Below are 18,223 nucleotides of genomic sequence, written 5' to 3' on the forward strand. Positions count from 1 at the left end.
AATGGAATATCTTTACGTCAATATTAACAGCCAAATTTTTATATTATGCGCAATTTTATTTGGAGTTTATTGCTATTTACTTCGGGAATTTTTACGTCTTTTTCTCAAACAAAAGGCAGCGAAAAAGGAACTTATTTATCTACAAACAAAGGACAGAAAATCAAATTAAATTTATTAGAAGATAACAAATACGAACTGGTATTCTATTCAGGAGATTATGCAGTTAAAGGAGATTCGTTAGTGTTTATTAAAAATGCAGAAGCTCAGACTAGTTTTGACCTTTCTTTTAAAGTGGATAAAAAAGCCAAAAATATAAAAGTAAAATTTTTAGATCCGTCTTACTATTCATTTTATATAGGAACTCAAAAAGGTAATGAGGAGGTTAAATATCAAAAGCTTTCAGATATTAAAACGAAAACCGATCCTGATTGGACTAAAGCTATTTTAGATTTTGAAATTGAAAAAGCAGACTTTTTATATTTGGTATTTGAAGATAATTACAATCCGACTTCAGTAAATAAATATGCTTTGCCAAAAGATGTTTCTGAGATTACCATTAATTACGAGTTAGCAGTTTTAGGAGATTTACAGATAGCAGGATTCTTTGACAGAAGTACAAATGAATTGAAAATCTCTGAAAAATCAGGATTAAATCCGTTGGTTTTTGTTAATGAAAAAGATCCACAGCCGTCTAAGAAAACGGCAAAAGTTCTTCCTCTAGAAAGTCTTTCTGTTTCCAATTGGACTTATCCTGGAAAAGAAAATACTTTACTTAGTGATGATTTCGGAACAGGAATTGTCGCAACAGATAGTGTAGCAACAGCTGCAGATTATGCTGTTCCACCACCAGCGTATACTAGATATGATTTTAAATTAAAGATCGAAAACAGCTTAAAGAAAGCGACCGATGTAACAAAAGGTTCTGCTAATAAATTTTTGGTTGTTTACGCTGATAGTGATACTAAATCGGCAAAAGAGAGTTTCGATGCTATCGTAAAAGAACAAGAAACACAAACGGGATATAATATGTATGATAAATATGTTGCTCTTTATGATGTGTATAATTTTTATTTGGCTGGAGCCGATGATAAAAAATGGCTGAAAACCAATAAAATTACCAGTGATCCAAGTGTACTTGTTCTAAATGGAGAAGGAAATATAATAGCCTCTGCAAAATCTGATTTAACAGCACAGCAATATCAATTTGGTTATTATAGTGAATTTTACAGACAACTTTTAAGAGCAGATGCTTTAATCTCAATAAATAATGCAGTAAAAAATAAGAAAGCAACAGATGCAGATTTAATAAAAGCTTTTAATAAAACAGCATTATTAGAAACTACATACGATTATGATACAGCAACAACTGTTGATCCTAATTCAACGGAATTTGTAATTACAAAAACAACAGTAGATCAAAAGGAAGTAAATGCAGCTTGGAAAAAATTAATTGAATCGCATCAAAAAGACACAGCAGTTAATATGTATTTGGCTGAAACCATTGTAAAAGAAATCAAAAACGGTGGCTTTACAAAACAGCTTTTTAATGAAGACAGAATTCTAAACGATACTGATTTCTTAGCGATTGATTATTTATTAAAACATTCAGATGAAATAGAGAACAATCGTGAAGCATTTAATAGTAAAGAAGGAGAGTTACATACTTTAGGAAATATTGTTTCTGAAATTTCGAATGCTTTGCAGCAAAATGTTTATGCCTCTCAGGATGGAGTTAAAGGAGAAATCAATAAAGAAAAAGTCAATTCGATTTATAAAAAGACAATCACTGCTGGAAAAGGAAATTTTGATGCCTACAAAAATTACTTTGATTATCTGTCGATGGTAGAAGATCAAGATACTTCAAATACAACCTATTTAAGAGAATTCAACACCTATTTTGAAGCGAATCTAGCTGGAGGAAATCCTATTGAGAAATTAGATGCAATATTTTCGACATTAGATGCGTCATCTGCTTATTCTTATGACGGATGGAATGCTTTTAAAGAATATCATTCTAATTTGTGTAATACTGCAGCATGGACAGTAGTATTAAAAGCTCAAAATTCTAGCTTCTTAAAAGATGCTATTAAATGGTCTGAATACAGTTTATTGGTAACCAAAAACAATCCGTATTATTTAGATACTTTGGCACAATTATATTATAAAGACGGCCAGAAAGAAAAAGCTATCGCAACCCAGACTTTAGCTGTAAAATATTTAGATGCAAATATGGATGGAGTTACAGCAACTGATATAAAAGATACCTTAACAAAAATGCAAAACGGAACATATTAATTAATAATTAAACGACCCGACAAGTTTCAAAAATCTGTCGTTTAATTTTGAGTTTAACTAAAAAAGGCTGTCTAAAATTTTAGACAGCCTTTCTTGTATATAAATGTTTCAGGTTAAATTATAATCCGAAAGCAGTTTTTACTTGGTCAACAAAATCAAGTTTTTCCCATGTAAACAATTCAACAGTAACTGTTTTTTCTTGTCCTCCAGGAGCAGAGAAAGTTTTAGTAACCGTTTCTGGTTTGCGTCCCATGTGCCCGTAAGCAGCAGTTTCGCTGTAAATTGGGTTTCTTAATTTCAAACGTTGTTCGATAAAGTAAGGACGCATATCAAAGATAGCTTCTACTTTTTTAGCGATTTCACCGTTAGTTAAGTTTACTTTAGAAGTTCCGTAAGTCTCAATGAAAATTCCCATTGGCTCAGCAACTCCAATTGCATAAGAAACCTGAACTAAGATTTCGTCAGCAACACCAGCAGCAACTAAGTTTTTAGCGATATGACGCGTTGCATAAGCAGCACTTCTATCCACTTTACTTGGATCTTTTCCAGAGAATGCACCACCACCGTGAGCACCTTTTCCACCGTAAGTATCCACGATAATTTTTCTTCCTGTTAAACCAGTATCTCCGTGAGGCCCTCCAATAACGAATTTTCCTGTTGGGTTGATATGGTAGTTGATTTTATCGTTAAATAAGTGAGCGTGCTCTGGATTTTTAGCGATAATTCTTGGAATCAAGATTTCGATAATATCTTTTTTGATTTTAGCCAACATTGCAGCTTCTTCATCAAAATCATCATGTTGTGTTGAGATTACAATTGCGTCGATACGAGTTGGTTTGTTATCGTCGCTGTATTCTAATGTTACTTGAGATTTAGCATCTGGACGTAAATAAGTGATTTCTTTGTTTTCACGTCTTAAAATAGCTAACTCTTGTAATAATTTATGAGATAAATCTAATGCCAATGGCATGTAGTTTTCAGTTTCATTAGTTGCATAACCAAACATCATTCCTTGGTCACCAGCACCTTGTTCTTCTGGCTTAGCTCTGTCAACACCTTGGTTAATGTCTGCAGACTGCTCGTGAATAGCTGAAAGAATTCCACAAGAATTCGCTTCAAACATATATTCACTTTTAGTATATCCAATTTTACGGATTACCTCACGTGCAATATGCTGTACATCTAGATAAGTATTTGATTTTACTTCACCTGCTAAAATTACCTGACCAGTTGTAACTAAAGTTTCACAAGCAACTTTTGAGTCAGCATCAAATGCCAAAAAGTTGTCAATTAAAGCATCCGAAATTTGATCTGCAACTTTGTCTGGATGCCCTTCACTAACAGATTCTGACGTAAATAAATAAGCCATAATAATGTAATAAAAATGTATTAATTTTAAATTTAAGCGAGGAAATGATTGCTAAAAAGGGCTAAAGGAGAGTTTCTGCTTTAGCATTTTTTACTACCGAAAGGAATTCTTTCAGCATTCATAATGAAATCATTTCATTACGAAGAGGTTGCAATCAGTTCAAATTTTTCCTCTGTTTCGGGTGCAAAGGTATGAAACCATTTTGATTTGCAAATCAAAGTTCAACTTTTTTTATTTTTTATAGCAGAAATTTAACAGAAGTATAGTATTTTGATAGGGTAATGGAAAATAATTTGATTTTTGTTTGGTGGTTTGAAAAAAAGTTCTCAAATTTGCCCTGTAAAACAATAAGAAAATGAATTTAACTGCTAAAAATATGTGTTGTATGATGTCGGAACAATCCGCAGAGTAACTCTATTGTTTAGTAATTAAGTCTACAAAATACAATAAGAACCTCTGCCCAACAGCAGAGGTTTTTTTATGAAGTCAAAAAAATAAAAGAATAAGAAATGAAAAATTCAACAGTAAATAAAATGATGATGTGTTGTAAGATGCCAATGTGTGTCCAAAGTTGCTGTTGCCAAAAGTGAAAGATCGAATCTTTGTTATAGTTTCAACTATAAGCCCTTTTGGTAAGCCATCCGAAAGGGCTTTTTTTATTTCAATCTCTTAAAATTTTAAATCATGAATACATTAGATATCAATACAATCGCATTTCAATACTTATTAAGAAATAATAGCTCGGAAGAATCAGCAGCTGAAACTGTAAAATATGATCCTGCTCAGCAGATAAAAAATCAAAAATCATTACTGTTTCATCTGTACGATCTTGAAGAAGAAGCTGAAGATATTTTAGCGTAATCAATTACAATATCAATTACAATATCAATATATAAACGTATTAACAATACCTAAAAAACTAAGAAATCATGAGTACACAAAAATTTGCAACAAACGCATTACACGCAGGACACGATGTTACTAAAAATTCAGGAACAAGAGCAGTGCCAATTTACCAAACATCATCATACGTATTTAATAATGCCGATCATGCAGCTAACTTATTTGGCCTTGCGGAAGCTGGATTTATCTACACTAGATTAAATAACCCGACAAACGATGTTTTAGAACAGCGTTTAGCAGCGCTGGAAGGTGGAATCGGAGCTGTAGTTACCGCTTCTGGAGCATCGGCAATTTCTACAACATTACTGACTTTGCTGAAAGCAGGAGATCATATTGTAGCCTCGAACAGTTTATATGGCGGGACTTATAATCTTTTAAAAGTTACGTTGCCAAGATTGGGAATTACAACAACATTTGTTGATCCTTCAAAACCAGAAAATTTTACCAAAGCGGCAAAAGAAAATACAAGAGCTTTCTTTGTGGAATCTCTAGGAAATCCAAAATTAGACGTTTTAGATTTAAAAGGAATTTCGGCAGAAGCCAAAGCATTCAAAGTGCCATTCATAGTAGATAATACAGTTGCGACACCTTATTTGTTAAACCCTATTAAATATGGTGCCGATATTGTAATTCACTCCTTAACTAAATATATCGCTGGAAACGGAACTTCTTTGGGAGGTGTTATCATTGATGCTGGAAATTTTGATTGGGCAAACGGAAAATTCCCTGAATTTACTGAACCATCAGCAGGTTACCACGGATTAGTATATCACGAAGCTTTAGGGAATGCCGCTTTTATTGCAAAAGCACGAATTGAAGGTCTGCGTGATTTTGGTGCCGCTTTGAGTCCATTTAATGCTTTTCAGATTATTCAAGGTTTAGAAACACTTCCAATCCGAATCAAGAAACATAGTGAAAATGCTTTGGCTTTGGCCGAATGGTTAGAGAAACAAGATGAGGTGGTGTGGGTAAATTATCCAGGTTTAAAATCCAATAAATATTATGATTTAGCCAAAGAATATTTACCAGAAGGACAAAGCGGAATCATTACTTTCGGATTAAAAGGAGGTTTTGATGCGGCTAAAAAAGTGGTAGACAATACCAAGTTATTCTCTTTACTGGCTAATATTGGCGATACTAAATCGCTGATTATTCATCCAGCAAGTACAACGCATCAGCAATTAACAGATGAAGAGCAGATTGAAACGGGAGTTTCAAAAGATTTGGTTCGTCTGTCAGTGGGAATTGAAGATATTGAGGATTTAATTGCTGATCTGCAGGCTGTTTTTGAAACCGTTTCGCTTTCACAATACAGCATCAATAAAAATTAGGTTTTTTTGTTTTTTGTTTGAAAAATTGCCTTTAGCGAGTGGTTTTTGCTAAAGGTAATTTTTTATGAAAAGCATCATTATAAAATTAAACCATATAAGTGATATAAGTACATTTCAATATAGACACACCGCAGTGCATCTAACTCTAAACAGAAGAACTGCTATGTACACGGCAATTAAATGAACTTATATTACTTATATGGTTTCAAAAATTAAAAATTATGTCAAAGCTTAAAATAAACATAGTCCTTTTTGGAATTGGTAATATCGGAAGTACTTTGATTAATCAGATTATAGAAAGTCAGGAGTTTTTTCTTGAAAGCAAAAATGTAGATTTTCATTTTCCAATAATAACCAATTCGACAGTCGCTTTTTTTGAGAAAGAAGGCGTAGGGTATGCTTGGGAAACCAACTTTTTACAATTGGCAGTTCCTTTTAAAGTGGAAGATATTGTTGAATTTGCCAAAGAAAATGAATTCGAAAACTTGATCGCGGTAGATGCAACGGCAAGTGATGAATTGGTAAAACACTACAATACCTTGATTAAAAACGGATTTAATATCGTTGCTGTTAATAAAAAAGCCAATACGCTTCCGATAGATTTGTACAAAGAGTTAAGAGCCAATCTTAAAAAGTATGATAAAGAGTTTTTGTATGAAACCTCAGTTGATACCGGAATTCCAGTTTTGCAGACTTTGAGAGATTTATATTATTCTGGCGAGAAAATCACGAAGATTCGTGGTGTTTTCTCGGATAATTTGAGTTATGTTTTCAATAGATTTTCAGTAGAAGACGTTTCGTTTTCTTCGGTTTTAAAAGATGCAAGTCTTTTAGGGTTGATGAAATCAACATTTAAAGAAGATTTATCTGGAAATGACACGGCAAGAAAACTTCTGATACTGGCGAGAGAAATTGGAAAAGATTTCGAGTTTTCAGACATTCAAATAAAACCCTTTATCACAGAAGAGCATTTGGGGAAAAATGGTGTCCTGAATAAAGACGCGATAGATAAATCCTTTAAAATTGCAAAAATCACACAGGCAGACAATAGCGTATTGCGATATGTGGGCGAATTTGATTTGGAGAAGAATCAACTGGAAGTCAAATTGATTTCTGAACCTGCTAGTTCTGCAATTGGACAATTAAAGGGTTCTGATACCATTTTTGAAATTTATACGCAATCTTACGCTGCTGTTCCGATTGTAATTCAAAGTGCGCCACCATGTAAACAAGCAATTTCGAGGGGAATCATAACCGATATTCTAAAAGTTGCAGAAAGAATTAGAAATAAAGAGGCTGTTTGGTCTTAGATTTTCTCAAAAAAACTAAAAATATAACTGATGTTCTTTGATAAATTGATTTGTCAATGGAGTTTAGAGCTGAAAAATGATCTTTTTTCGATTTGTTTAGTAAGAATAATCTTTGTTTTGTTTTTGTAAGATGTTTTTTAACGTTAAAAATAACTTTTTTAACGAATTTTGTAATTAAATTCCTGAATTTCATTTGTGTAATAGAAAAAATAGTTGCATATTTGTTGTACCCAAAAACTACTAGAAATCAAATGAACTTAAAAGTCAACAAAATGTTTTGTGCCATTTCGGTTATTACCGAGGCTGGGTCGCCTATTGCTTAAAATTGTAAGAAACACAATATATTAGTAAAAGCCTCCCAAAGAACATTGGGAGGCTTTTTAATTATAAAAAAATGCAGAATTTAAATATACAATATAAATCACAGATGAATAAATCCTTACAGGTGAACAAGATGTTTGCTGTCGCGCTTATTTGCGTACGCGCATCGGTCTGTTGATACTAAAAGTATAAATGAGTTTAAAAAACTTAAACCCTTTTGGTATCTAAAAATCCAAAAGGGTTTTTTTATTCCCGAAAGGGGCTTAACACAAATATAAAAGAGAAATAAAGATTATAAAACGCAACTTAACTTAAAAACTTAATATCATGAGCACATTGAACTACTTAGCAGAAAAAATTTCAAATTTGAAAAACAGAAGGACAAGAAAAAACAATCCGCCACCGCCAACAAATGAATTGGCACATCCAAGATTCGGAATGAACGAAACGGATAAAAATGCTGAAAAAAAAGCACCCAACTCTTTATTGTTTTTGATGTATTCAAAAGAAAATGAAACGCTTTTCATCTAAACAGATAAGTGACATAAACTAGGTTAAAACCTGCTTAATTTTACTGGGCATTTATGTTCGGTAAATTTTTGCGTATAATAGTTTTTGCTAAAGTAAGTCTCAGAAATTTAACAAACACTTTTAGATAAAATTTGTTTGTTTAAGAAAATAGTAGTTAATTTGCACCGTTAAGTTCAAACACGTATTGAAATGTTATAAAGAAAGGACGAGGGATTAGACCCGATGAAGCCTTAGCAACCCTTCGGTAAAACGAAGAAGGTGCTACATTCTACCACGCCCAACGTGGAAAGATAACAACAAGATTTTTTCTAGTTTACTCTAGTTTTTTCTTTCTAATATTTCCATATACAAATCAGATAATACAACAGATTTGAAATTGGAAAATATACCAAACCCTATTATAATTCAGGAATTCATCACAGAAAGTGGTGCATCTTATCATGCTTTACCGTTACATTTTACATTGGCAGGTCAGCCCCTGCACAGTGCGCCAATCGTTTTGGTTAATCACGCCTTAACAGGAAATTCGCAAGTTACGGGCGAAAACGGCTGGTGGAATGACTTAATTGGCGAAGGCAAAACCATTGATACTACTGTTTATACTATTCTGGCTTTTGATGTTCCAGGAAACGGTACGAATTCTTTTTTAATCGAAAATTATCTTGATTTCACAGCCAGAGATATTGCAAGAATCTTTATTAAAGGAATTAAAACTTTAAATATCGAAAAGCTTTTTGCAGTGATTGGCGGTTCAGTTGGAGGTGGAATTGCTTGGGAAATCTTAGCTTTAGAACCTAGTATTACAGAAAATCTTATTCCAATAGCGAGTGACTGGAAATCGACAGACTGGCTTATAGCCAATTGTTTTCTTCAGGAGCAGATTCTGAACAATTCTTCAAAACCAATCGAAGATGCGAGAATTCATGCCATGCTTTGTTATCGTTCGCCGGAATCATTTAAAGAAAAATTTCAGCGTACAATTAACCAAGATCTTTTGATTTTTAATATCGAAAGCTGGCTGGCGCATCACGGAAAAAAATTACAGCAAAGATTTCAGTTGTCTTCTTATAAATTAATGAATCAGTTGCTTAAAACAATTGATATTACTAGAAATAGTGAAAGTTTTGAAAACTTATTGTCTCAAACAAAAGCTTCGATTCATATTGTAGGAATCAATTCCGACTTATTTTTTACGGCCAAAGAAAATGTCGAAACCTACGAAGAATTAAAGAAATTTAAAGACAATGTTTTCTACAGCGAAATTGTTTCGGTTCACGGACATGACGCTTTTTTAATCGAGTACAAACAATTAGATCATTTACTTGCCGACATTTTTAAGGCAGAAACAATAAAGAAATAAAATGAAAGTATTAAAATTTGGAGGTAAATCGTTAGCAAACGGAGAAGGACTTAATAAAGTTGTTTCTATCATTTCTGATAAAGTAAATCAAGGTGAAAAAATTGCTGTTGTAGTTTCTGCACGTGGAAATGCTACGGACGAATTAGAATTTATCTTAAGCATTGCGGCTAAAAACGGCAGTTACAAAGAATTATTAGAAAACTTCAAAAAATATCAAATATCAGATTATCCGCAAGTCGATTTGTCTGAAGAATTTAATGTCTTAGATAAACTTTTTGAAGGTGTAAGCTTAATTGGCGATTACAGCAAAAAAATTAAAGATCAGATTTTGTCTAAAGGCGAATTGCTTTCGGCTAAATTATTGACAGCTATTTTATTAGAAAAAGGAATTCCTGCCAATTTTGTAGATTCTAGAGAACTGCTGAAAACAGATTCTAAATTTGGTGATGCACAGCCATTAGAACAACTTTCAAAGAAAAACGTAGTCAATTATTTTAAAGAACATAACGGCGAAACGGTTAATATAGTTACAGGCTTCATTGGTTCCAACAACAACAACGACACAACTACTCTAGGTAGAAATGGCAGTAACTATACCGCTTCGTTAATCGCAAATTATTTAAATGCTGAAGAATTACAAAACTTCACGCATGTAGACGGAATCTATACGGCAAACCCGGATTTAGTAGCCGATGCTAAGAAAATTGAATATCTATCATTCAACGAAGCAAACGAGCTGGCTAATTTTGGAGCAACAATTTTACATGCTAAAACGATTATTCCTTTGTTAGAAAAGAATATTCCACTTCGTATTTTAAATACTTTTAACCACGAAAACCGTGGAACATTAATTACTTCAGATACTGCAAAAGAAGGAATTAAAACACTTTCTGTTTTAGAAAATGTATCTCTTGTAAATCTTGAAGGACGCGGATTACTTGGAAAAGCTGGAGTCGATGCCCGAATTTTTAAAGTAATGGGCGATCATAATATCAGTGTAAGTATCATTTCACAAGGTTCTTCAGAAAGAGGAATTGGACTTGTGGTTGCAACTGATAAAGCAACGACTGCGGTGGTAGAGTTAGAAAAAGAGTTTGAAAATGACTTTTATTCTAAAGACGTAAACCAGATTACGGTAACAGACAATGTATCTGTAATCTCGATTATTGGACAGGATTTGAGTACTTTCCATAAACCATATACTGCTTTAATTAAAAACAAAATTGTTCCGATTTTATTTAACAACACTGTGACGGGTAAAAACGTGAGTTTGGTTGTTAAAAAAGAAGAACTAAACAAAGCTTTAAACGTAATTCACGGAGAGATTTTTGGAGTTTCAAAGAAAATCAACATTGCCATTTTCGGTCACGGATTAGTGGGAGGAACTTTAATTAATCAAATCTTAGAATCGGCTGCTGCGATTGAAAAACGTAAAGATGTTAAGCTTAATGTTTTTGCTATAGCAAATTCTAAAAAACTGCTTTTAAACAAATATGGTGTTACCAACAATTGGAAAAGTGAAATTGAAACCAAAGGTGAAGCTTATACAATAAAAGATATTATTGCTTACGCGAATGAGCATCATTTAGAAAACTTAATTGCGATTGATAATACAGCAAGTGCGACTTTTGTTGAGAATTATATTCCGTTAGTAGAAAGCAGTTTCGATTTGATTTCTTCTAATAAAGTGGCCAATACATTAAGCTATGGTTTCTATAAAGAATTGAGAAAAGCTTTGGCTGAAAATCAAAAGAATTATTTGTATGAAACCAATGTTGGTGCAGGATTACCATTAATTGATACAATCAAATTATTGCACCTTTCAGGAGAAAATATTACAAAAATAAAAGGAGTTTTCTCTGGGACATTAAGTTATTTATTCAATAATTTCTCTGCAAAAGAGGCGCCTTTTAGCGAAATCTTGCAGGAAGCAATTGATAACGGATATACGGAACCAGATCCGCGTGAAGATTTATGTGGAAATGATGTGGGAAGAAAATTATTGATTTTGGCAAGAGAATTAGATTTACAAAATGAGTTTGAAGAAATCTCAATTCAGAATTTAATTCCAGAGCACTTACGTGAAGGAAGCGCTGCCGATTTCTTGACGAAATTAAAAGAATTCGATCCGATTTATGCTAAAATAAAAGCAGAACAACAGCCAAATCACGTGTTAAGATATATTGGTGAATTGTCTGGAGATTTACAGAATGATAAAGGAAATCTAGAAGTAAAATTAGTTTCAGTACCAAAAGATACGGCATTAGGCGGATTAAAAGGTTCTGATTCTTTCTTCGAAATTTACACAGAATCTTACGGAGATCGTCCAATCGTTATTCAGGGAGCTGGTGCAGGTTCTGCGGTAACGGCAAGAGGAGTTTTTGGCGATATTTTGAGATTGTCTGATAAAGGGTAAATTAAACAAGAAACAAAAGAAAGAAAAATCTTAAATTCGTTATTTAGTTTTAATAATGTAAATATGAAAAAGATTTTTGTTTTATTGTTGATTTCAAATAGTATCGTAGCTCAGGTTTCTAATGTTATTAGGAACAAAGACAGCTATACTCAGGATGTTTTCCCGTACAAAGGAGTAAGAATAATTCAGGTTGATGAGGTAAGTTCTCCTGGAAGCGAGGATAATGTTTTTATTTTTTCTAAGATTGAAAAAAATACTATTCCTGATAAAATGTATTTCCAAAGATTTACGAAAGTAAATGATAAATGGGTTTTAAAATCGATCTTGGAGGTAAATCACAACGGAATTATTTCATCTTGGGGAAGCCGAAAGGCCTTTGGAGATTATAATAAAGATAAAAGTGTAGATGCTCTTTTTATTTATGGATTATATGATGCTGATTTTAAACAACAGTCGGTTCATCTTGTATTTTCTCAAAAAGATAAGTTATACACTATAGAGTCAAGTGTCTCAGATAATTTTGGAACAGACAAATTCTCTGATAATTTTAAATCGCTAGACGAAGAATCTAAAAAACAGATTTTAGAATATTGGAATAAATTAGATAAAAAAGACAAATAACTTAGGAATAAATACCATGAAAGTAACTTTAAACAGAGTAAATGACGCCTTTCATTTCAAAGTAAAAAATGAACGCGGACACGTAGTTGATGTTGACAGCAGAGCCGAATTTGGCGGAAGCGATTTAGGAGCAAGTCCAATGGAATTAGTATTAATGGGAGTTGCAGGTTGCAGTGCTATTGATATGATTTCAATCTTAAAAAAACAGCGTCAGGAAATCACTTCTTTTAACGCTGAGGTTGAAGGAACACGTGTTCAGATCGAAGAAGCAAAACCTTTTAAAGAAATCGATGTGGTTTTTTATTTAGAAGGAGAAATCAATCCGGAAAAAGCAAAAAAAGCAGCACAGCTTTCTTTTGAGAAATACTGTTCAGTTGCCAAAACAGTGGAACCAACAGCAACAATAAGCTACAAAGTTGTCTTGAACAACGAGGCTTTATAAATTAGATAATTTGTCAATTAGATAATTAGAAAATGCTCAGATTGCGCATAAATAATTGACTTGTTTTAGTTTAGATTTCAGTTTTTAAAACTTGAAACCTGAAACCTGAAACTTGAAACAAAAAAAACAAAAAACAATACACAATGAATACAGAAGAATTTGGTTTTGAAACACAAGCCATTAGAACACAATTAGAAAGATCACAGTATTTAGAGCATTCGGTGCCATTATACCTATCGTCAAGTTTTGTATTTGAAGATGCGGAAGATATGCGCGCTTCATTTACAGAAGAAAAAGAAAGAAATATTTACAGTCGTTTCAGTAATCCAAATACTTCAGAGTTTGTAGACAAGATCTGCAAAATGGAAGGAGCAGATTCTGGTTATGCTTTTGCAACAGGAATGGCGGCAGTATATTCTACTTTTGCGGCGTTATTAAACTCCGGAGATCATATTGTTTCTGCAAGCAGTGTTTTTGGTTCTACTCATGCTTTGTTTATGACTTATTTCCCGAAATGGAATATCGAAACTTCGTATTTCGAAATTAATAAGCCAGAAACAATCGAGAGTTTTATCAAACCAAACACCAAAATATTATACGCCGAATCCCCAACAAATCCTGGGGTAGATGTAATTGATTTAGAATTGTTAGGGAATATTGCTAAAAAACACAACTTGATTTTAATTATCGACAACTGTTTTGCAACACCATATTTACAACAGCCAATTAAATTTGGAGCACATTTGGTAATTCATTCAGCAACAAAATTAATCGACGGACAAGGACGTGTTTTAGGTGGAGTAACTGTTGGAGATGCAGAGTTAATCAGACAGATTTATTTGTTTTCAAGAAATGCAGGGCCGGCTTTATCGCCATTTAATGCTTGGGTTTTGTCAAAAAGTTTAGAGACTTTGGCAGTTCGTGTAGACAGACACTGCGAAAACGCTTTAAAAGTGGCTGAATTTTTAGAAAGCCATCCAAATGTAAACAGTGTAAAATATCCATTCCTGAAATCGCATCCGCAGTACGAAATTGCTAAAAAACAGATGAAAGCAGGTGGAAACATTATTGCATTTGAAATTAAAGGAGGAATCGAAGCAGGAAGAAAATTCCTGAATGCAATTCAGCTTTGTTCATTATCGGCAAATATTGGAGATACAAGAACAATCGTAACACATCCGGCTTCTACAACACACAGTAAATTGTCTGAGGAAGATCAATTAGCAGTTGGAATCACACAAGGTTTGGTTCGTGTTTCTGTTGGTTTAGAAACTGTTGAAGATGTAATTGCAGATTTAAAACAAGCACTTTCTTAAATTTTAGACTTTAGATTTTCAATTTCTTATATATAAAGACGATTTTTAATAGTAAGGTTTGCTATTAGGAATCGTCTTTTTTTATGATTGCTTTTTATGTAAAAAAGCTATTTTTGTCAATAGTGAAGTTTATAGATAATAATTAAAAAAAACTAAATACACTTGAGCGATTCTACTTATGTTCTACACAAGAAGTTATTAACGTCTGATCGTGATCGTTTTTTTAACGGCATTATTGATTTTGTTTTTATTTCAGTTTTCATATTTGTTTTTTCATTTTTTGTTGTAATTATTGGGAATGTTTTTCAATGGAATACTTATGGTGCTTGGGTAGAAATTATGATCAGCCTTGGAGTAATAGGAACTTACCTTTCTTTTGCGATAATCTACTATTTGATATTTGAATCTCTTTTTTCCAGAACTATAGGAAAAATTATTACTGGAAGTATCGTGGTGAATGAAAATGGAATAAAACCTAATTTTGAAATGGTTTGTCTGAGAACTGTATGTCGTTTAATTCCTTTTGATGTGTTTTCTTTTTTAGGAAAATCGGGAAGGTTTTGGCATGATTACTTATCAAAAACTTATGTTGTCGAGAAAAATGACTTGGAAAAAGACATGGAAATCTTTTATAATTTAGACGCGATAGGAAATTTAAAGAAGTAATTTGATAGAATTAGTAGAATTTAACTTTATTCTTTTGTGATAGTTCAAACAAAAAGCATATTTTTGTTGTTTAATAATTTGCGGTAATCAATTAACTATTGAAAAACTGCGATCTAAAACATAAAGATGCTTTCAAAAAAGACAAAATACGGAATCAAAGCTTTGACTTATTTAGCAAGACGCGAAAATAATGAACCAGTACAGATTGCCGAAATTGCGAAAAGCGAACACATTTCGATAAAATTTTTAGAAAGTATTTTATTGCTGTTAAGAAACTCTGGATTTCTTGGTGCTAAAAAAGGAAAAGGCGGTGGTTATTATTTAATAAAAGATCCAAAAGATATCAGTATGGCAAAAGTCTATCGTATTTTAGAAGGCCCAATTGCTTTGCTTCCATGTGCCAGTCATAATTTCTACGAAAGATGTGATGATTGTGATGATGAAGCTACCTGTGCAGCACGTCGTTTAATGACAGAAGTTAGAGATAATACACTTAAAATATTAGAAAGTAATTCTTTAGCAGATATCGCTTTTTAAGATGATATTTTTAAAATACAAAAGACCATTTCTGTTTTAATGAAATGGTCTTTTTTTTATGTTTTAAAGTAATTTTAGTCTAAAAAATCAATTTGTATCCAGCCATAAAAAGCATTACGGCTATAGCGTTTCTAAGGAATTGATCCGGTACTTTTCCGCTTAGCATGCTTCCCATGTAGATTCCGGGAAGAGAACCCATTAGTAATTGTCCTAATAAACCAATATCTAAATTTCCCATAGAAGCATGTCCGATTCCGGCAACCAATGTCAAAGGAACAGCATGCGCAATTTCAGTTCCTACTAATCTAGGTGTTGGTAATAACGGGTAAAGGAAAAATAGAGTAACAGTTCCTAAAGCTCCAGCTCCAATGGAAGTAAGTGTTACGGTTGCCCCTAATAAAATTCCAATTCCTATAGTTAGTGCGTTTTGAGTCGTGCTTTCACTGTGAAATTTATCTCCTGCATGTTTTTGAGAGAACTTCAAAATCTTATTTTTGAATATAATAGCAACAGAAGTAAATAGTAAAGCCCAGCCTAAGCTATATTTAATAACATGGTTAATGGTTTCAATATCAGTTTTAATACTGTTTAAAATCCATAATGTTATTAAAGAAGCAGGAACGCTTCCAAGAGTCAGCCAGCCTGTAATTTTCCAGTTGATGTTTCCTTTTTTGTTGTGAACAAAAACACCTCCTGCTTTAGTAAATGCAGCGTATAATAAATCGGTTCCTACGGCGGTTGTTGGCGGAATATTGAAGTATAATAAAATTGGAGTCATTAAAGAACCGCCGCCAACTCCAGTCAGTCCAACAATAAATCCAACGACTAATCCTGCAATTACAAGACCTATTTGAAAATCCATAAATAAAAGTTTGGGGGCTAAAATACAACAATTTTATAATAATCCTATCGATTTTATAGAGATTAAAAAATGTATTTAATAACCAAATTTTTTTGACGCTTAAATTGTTGCAATATCTTGCAATACGGCATTATTTGTGAAATTATATGGCATAATTCTTAAAACTCTCTTTTAGAATGTAATAAAAGGTTAATTAAGGGCTTAAAAAAATAATAATATTGCTTTGTAATTTAGAAATAAGTAGTATTTTTGCAAAGTAATCTACTAACCCGATAGGGTAATAGGTTTTCAAGAAGAATTTAAACTTGTTAACATGGAGAAAGAACTGAAAATAAATAATACGGCCTCTTTTAAAGAGAAGCTTTGGATTGGAATTCCTGTTGTTTTACTAGTAGGTTTATTATTCACTTTATTATACAATCATCACGCTGAATTTTCCTGGGACGGATTTGTAGCAGGATTCAATCAGGAATTTTTAGTGTTTTTTGCCATCGGAGTTTTTGCGCAGTTGGTTGATGGAACTTTAGGAATGGGATACGGGGCAACTTCGACGTCATTTTTATTGGCTTATGGAGTTCCGCCAGTGGTAAGCAGTACGGCAGTTCACGTTTCGGAAATGTTTACAACAGGAGCGTCAGCAGTTTCTCATCATAGATTCGGAAACATTAATAAAAAACTGGTAAAGCATTTATTGATTCCAGGTGTCTTAGGTTCGATTACAGGAGCTTATTTGTTGTCTGATGTTATTGACGGAGATGTAATTAAACCATTTATTGCTGTTTACATGATTGTTTTGGCGGTTATCATTATTAGAAAAGCGTTAAAAAAGAATATTGTAAAAAAGAAAACAAAAAAATTAGGCTTTTTAGCAGTTTTTGGCGGTTTTATGGATTCTGTTGGAGGTGGAGGCTGGGGGCCGATTGTAACGTCAACATTATTAGGAAGAGGTAGAAATCCAAGATATACCATCGGTTCGGTAAGCGCAGCTGAGTTTGCGATTTCATTTGCAAGCGGAATTACATTCATGCTTTTTGGAGGAATCCACGGCTGGCAAGTCATTATAGGATTGATTTTAGGAGGGGTTATTTCAGCGCCATTAGCTGCATTTTTGGTAAATAAAATCAAAAGAAAACCAATGATGGTTGCGGTTGGAGTTTTAATTATAGTATTGAGTTTAAAAACATTATCTAAATTATTGTAATTCTTTAGATAGGGAGAAAGAGATTATGAGTGCGAGTATAGTACAAGAATTATTAGAGAAAACTGCGGCTTTCTCACTTGATGAAACCTTAGTTTTTTTAGCAGGAGAATTTCCGGGGAAAGTAATTTTTTCGACTTCTTTTGGGCAAGAAGATCAGGTAATTACTGATTTTATTGCAAAAAGTAACACAGATATTACTGTTTTTACTTTAGATACAGGAAGATTATTTCAGGAAACGTATGACGTTTTTCACAAAACATTAAAAAAATACAAAAGACCAATCGAAGTTTACTTTCCAGAAGCAGCATCAGTAGAAAAGCTATTACAGGAAAAAGGCCCAAACAGCTTTTACGATTCAGTTGAAAACAGAAAAGAATGCTGTTTTATTCGAAAAGTGGTTCCGTTGAGAAAAGCTTTGGCAGGAAACTCAGTTTGGATTACGGGATTAAGAGCCGAACAATCAGAAAACAGACACGATTTAAGTTTGTTTGAATATGACGGAAACTTCGAGATCATAAAATTCAATCCGTTGCTAAAATGGACTTTAGAAGAAGTTGAAACGTATTTGTCAGAAAACAATGTTCCGCAAAATGCATTGCACAAACAAGGTTTCGTAAGTATTGGATGCGCGCCTTGTACAAGAGCAATCTTTCCAGGTGAAGATATCAGAGCCGGAAGATGGTGGTGGGAATCAAGCCATAAAGAATGTGGTTTGCATAGCGCGAAAAAAGAATAAAGAGAA

At 33.1% G+C, this 18,223-nt stretch carries 16 protein-coding genes and 1 riboswitch; of the genes, 14 read left to right on the forward strand and 2 right to left on the reverse strand.

What is annotated here, in order from left to right; genetic code table 11:
* The first annotated feature begins 45 nt into the window (after window positions 1–45).
* Window positions 46–2,295, forward strand: coding sequence for a hypothetical protein (locus P2W65_RS07800; protein ID WP_289664700.1), 2,250 nt, complete (start codon window positions 46–48; stop codon window positions 2,293–2,295).
* A 118-nt stretch (window positions 2,296–2,413) separates the two neighbouring features.
* Here P2W65_RS07800 and metK read toward each other — a convergent pair whose 3' ends face one another.
* A complete protein-coding gene (gene metK / locus P2W65_RS07805) occupies window positions 2,414–3,664 on the reverse strand; it encodes a methionine adenosyltransferase (RefSeq protein WP_289664701.1) in 1,251 nt (416 codons plus the stop codon).
* Between the two features lie 684 nt (window positions 3,665–4,348).
* Between metK and P2W65_RS07810 the strand changes: the two genes are divergently transcribed.
* The 11 genes from P2W65_RS07810 to P2W65_RS07860 all read left to right on the forward strand — a co-directional run bounded on the left by P2W65_RS07810 (window position 4,349) and on the right by P2W65_RS07860 (window position 15,418).
* Entirely contained in the window at window positions 4,349–4,525 is a 177-nt protein-coding gene (locus P2W65_RS07810) for a hypothetical protein (protein WP_289664702.1), read from the forward strand.
* 68 nt (window positions 4,526–4,593) lie between these two features.
* Window positions 4,594–5,898: an O-acetylhomoserine aminocarboxypropyltransferase/cysteine synthase family protein gene (locus P2W65_RS07815; RefSeq protein ID WP_179003225.1), complete on the forward strand. Its 1,305-nt coding sequence runs from the start codon at window positions 4,594–4,596 to the stop codon at window positions 5,896–5,898.
* Window positions 5,899–6,119: 221 nt separating this feature from the next.
* The gene (locus P2W65_RS07820) at window positions 6,120–7,208 is read left to right on the forward strand and encodes a homoserine dehydrogenase family protein (RefSeq protein ID WP_289664703.1); all 1,089 of its coding nucleotides are present in this window, start codon (window positions 6,120–6,122) and stop codon (window positions 7,206–7,208) included.
* Between the two features lie 648 nt (window positions 7,209–7,856).
* Entirely contained in the window at window positions 7,857–8,060 is a 204-nt protein-coding gene (locus P2W65_RS07825; RefSeq protein WP_219071101.1) for a hypothetical protein, read from the forward strand.
* Window positions 8,061–8,249: 189 nt separating this feature from the next.
* Window positions 8,250–8,357: riboswitch (SAM riboswitch) on the forward strand.
* A gap of 79 nt (window positions 8,358–8,436) precedes the next feature.
* Window positions 8,437–9,420, forward strand: coding sequence for an alpha/beta fold hydrolase (locus P2W65_RS07830; RefSeq protein ID WP_289664704.1), 984 nt, complete (start codon window positions 8,437–8,439; stop codon window positions 9,418–9,420).
* 1 nt (window position 9,421) lies between these two features.
* Entirely contained in the window at window positions 9,422–11,836 is a 2,415-nt protein-coding gene (gene thrA / locus P2W65_RS07835) for a bifunctional aspartate kinase/homoserine dehydrogenase I (protein WP_289664705.1), read from the forward strand.
* 63 nt (window positions 11,837–11,899) lie between these two features.
* Window positions 11,900–12,457 (forward strand): hypothetical protein, encoded by a 558-nt coding sequence (locus tag P2W65_RS07840; RefSeq protein ID WP_289664706.1) that lies wholly within the window; start codon window positions 11,900–11,902, stop codon window positions 12,455–12,457.
* A 16-nt stretch (window positions 12,458–12,473) separates the two neighbouring features.
* On the forward strand, window positions 12,474–12,899 hold the full coding sequence (locus tag P2W65_RS07845) for an OsmC family protein (protein ID WP_129746168.1): 426 nt from the start codon (window positions 12,474–12,476) through the stop codon (window positions 12,897–12,899).
* A 143-nt stretch (window positions 12,900–13,042) separates the two neighbouring features.
* The gene (locus P2W65_RS07850; protein WP_289664708.1) at window positions 13,043–14,215 is read left to right on the forward strand and encodes a trans-sulfuration enzyme family protein; all 1,173 of its coding nucleotides are present in this window, start codon (window positions 13,043–13,045) and stop codon (window positions 14,213–14,215) included.
* A gap of 162 nt (window positions 14,216–14,377) precedes the next feature.
* On the forward strand, window positions 14,378–14,881 hold the full coding sequence (locus tag P2W65_RS07855) for an RDD family protein (protein ID WP_289664710.1): 504 nt from the start codon (window positions 14,378–14,380) through the stop codon (window positions 14,879–14,881).
* A gap of 126 nt (window positions 14,882–15,007) precedes the next feature.
* Window positions 15,008–15,418 (forward strand): RrF2 family transcriptional regulator, encoded by a 411-nt coding sequence (locus tag P2W65_RS07860; RefSeq protein ID WP_109191652.1) that lies wholly within the window; start codon window positions 15,008–15,010, stop codon window positions 15,416–15,418.
* Between the two features lie 79 nt (window positions 15,419–15,497).
* Here P2W65_RS07860 and P2W65_RS07865 read toward each other — a convergent pair whose 3' ends face one another.
* Window positions 15,498–16,280 carry a sulfite exporter TauE/SafE family protein gene (locus P2W65_RS07865; RefSeq protein ID WP_289664712.1) on the reverse strand — a complete coding sequence of 261 codons (783 nt, stop codon included), beginning with the start codon at window positions 16,278–16,280 and terminating at the stop codon, window positions 15,498–15,500.
* 313 nt (window positions 16,281–16,593) lie between these two features.
* Here P2W65_RS07865 and P2W65_RS07870 point away from each other — a divergent pair, with 313 nt between their 5' ends.
* Window positions 16,594–17,481, forward strand: coding sequence for a sulfite exporter TauE/SafE family protein (locus P2W65_RS07870; RefSeq protein WP_289664714.1), 888 nt, complete (start codon window positions 16,594–16,596; stop codon window positions 17,479–17,481).
* Window positions 17,482–17,506: 25 nt separating this feature from the next.
* The gene (locus P2W65_RS07875) at window positions 17,507–18,217 is read left to right on the forward strand and encodes a phosphoadenylyl-sulfate reductase (RefSeq protein WP_289664716.1); all 711 of its coding nucleotides are present in this window, start codon (window positions 17,507–17,509) and stop codon (window positions 18,215–18,217) included.
* Window positions 18,218–18,223: the final 6 nt, after the last annotated feature.

The sequence above is a fragment of the Flavobacterium panacagri genome (assembly GCF_030378165.1).
In the GTDB taxonomy this organism is placed as follows: domain Bacteria; phylum Bacteroidota; class Bacteroidia; order Flavobacteriales; family Flavobacteriaceae; genus Flavobacterium; species Flavobacterium panacagri.

What these genes read in the sequence shown, in the direction of transcription:
- P2W65_RS07800 (WP_289664700.1), top strand. Translation starts at nt 46, where the DNA reads ATGCGCAATTTTATTTGGAGTTTATTGCTATTTACTTCGGGAATTTTT.
- metK (WP_289664701.1), bottom strand. Translation starts at nt 3,664, where the DNA reads ATGGCTTATTTATTTACGTCAGAATCTGTTAGTGAAGGGCATCCAGAC.
- P2W65_RS07810 (WP_289664702.1), top strand. Translation starts at nt 4,349, where the DNA reads ATGAATACATTAGATATCAATACAATCGCATTTCAATACTTATTAAGA.
- P2W65_RS07815 (WP_179003225.1), top strand. Translation starts at nt 4,594, where the DNA reads ATGAGTACACAAAAATTTGCAACAAACGCATTACACGCAGGACACGAT.
- P2W65_RS07820 (WP_289664703.1), top strand. Translation starts at nt 6,120, where the DNA reads ATGTCAAAGCTTAAAATAAACATAGTCCTTTTTGGAATTGGTAATATC.
- P2W65_RS07825 (WP_219071101.1), top strand. Translation starts at nt 7,857, where the DNA reads ATGAGCACATTGAACTACTTAGCAGAAAAAATTTCAAATTTGAAAAAC.
- thrA (WP_289664705.1), top strand. Translation starts at nt 9,422, where the DNA reads ATGAAAGTATTAAAATTTGGAGGTAAATCGTTAGCAAACGGAGAAGGA.
- P2W65_RS07840 (WP_289664706.1), top strand. Translation starts at nt 11,900, where the DNA reads ATGAAAAAGATTTTTGTTTTATTGTTGATTTCAAATAGTATCGTAGCT.
- P2W65_RS07845 (WP_129746168.1), top strand. Translation starts at nt 12,474, where the DNA reads ATGAAAGTAACTTTAAACAGAGTAAATGACGCCTTTCATTTCAAAGTA.
- P2W65_RS07850 (WP_289664708.1), top strand. Translation starts at nt 13,043, where the DNA reads ATGAATACAGAAGAATTTGGTTTTGAAACACAAGCCATTAGAACACAA.
- P2W65_RS07860 (WP_109191652.1), top strand. Translation starts at nt 15,008, where the DNA reads ATGCTTTCAAAAAAGACAAAATACGGAATCAAAGCTTTGACTTATTTA.
- P2W65_RS07865 (WP_289664712.1), bottom strand. Translation starts at nt 16,280, where the DNA reads ATGGATTTTCAAATAGGTCTTGTAATTGCAGGATTAGTCGTTGGATTT.
- P2W65_RS07870 (WP_289664714.1), top strand. Translation starts at nt 16,594, where the DNA reads ATGGAGAAAGAACTGAAAATAAATAATACGGCCTCTTTTAAAGAGAAG.
- P2W65_RS07875 (WP_289664716.1), top strand. Translation starts at nt 17,507, where the DNA reads ATGAGTGCGAGTATAGTACAAGAATTATTAGAGAAAACTGCGGCTTTC.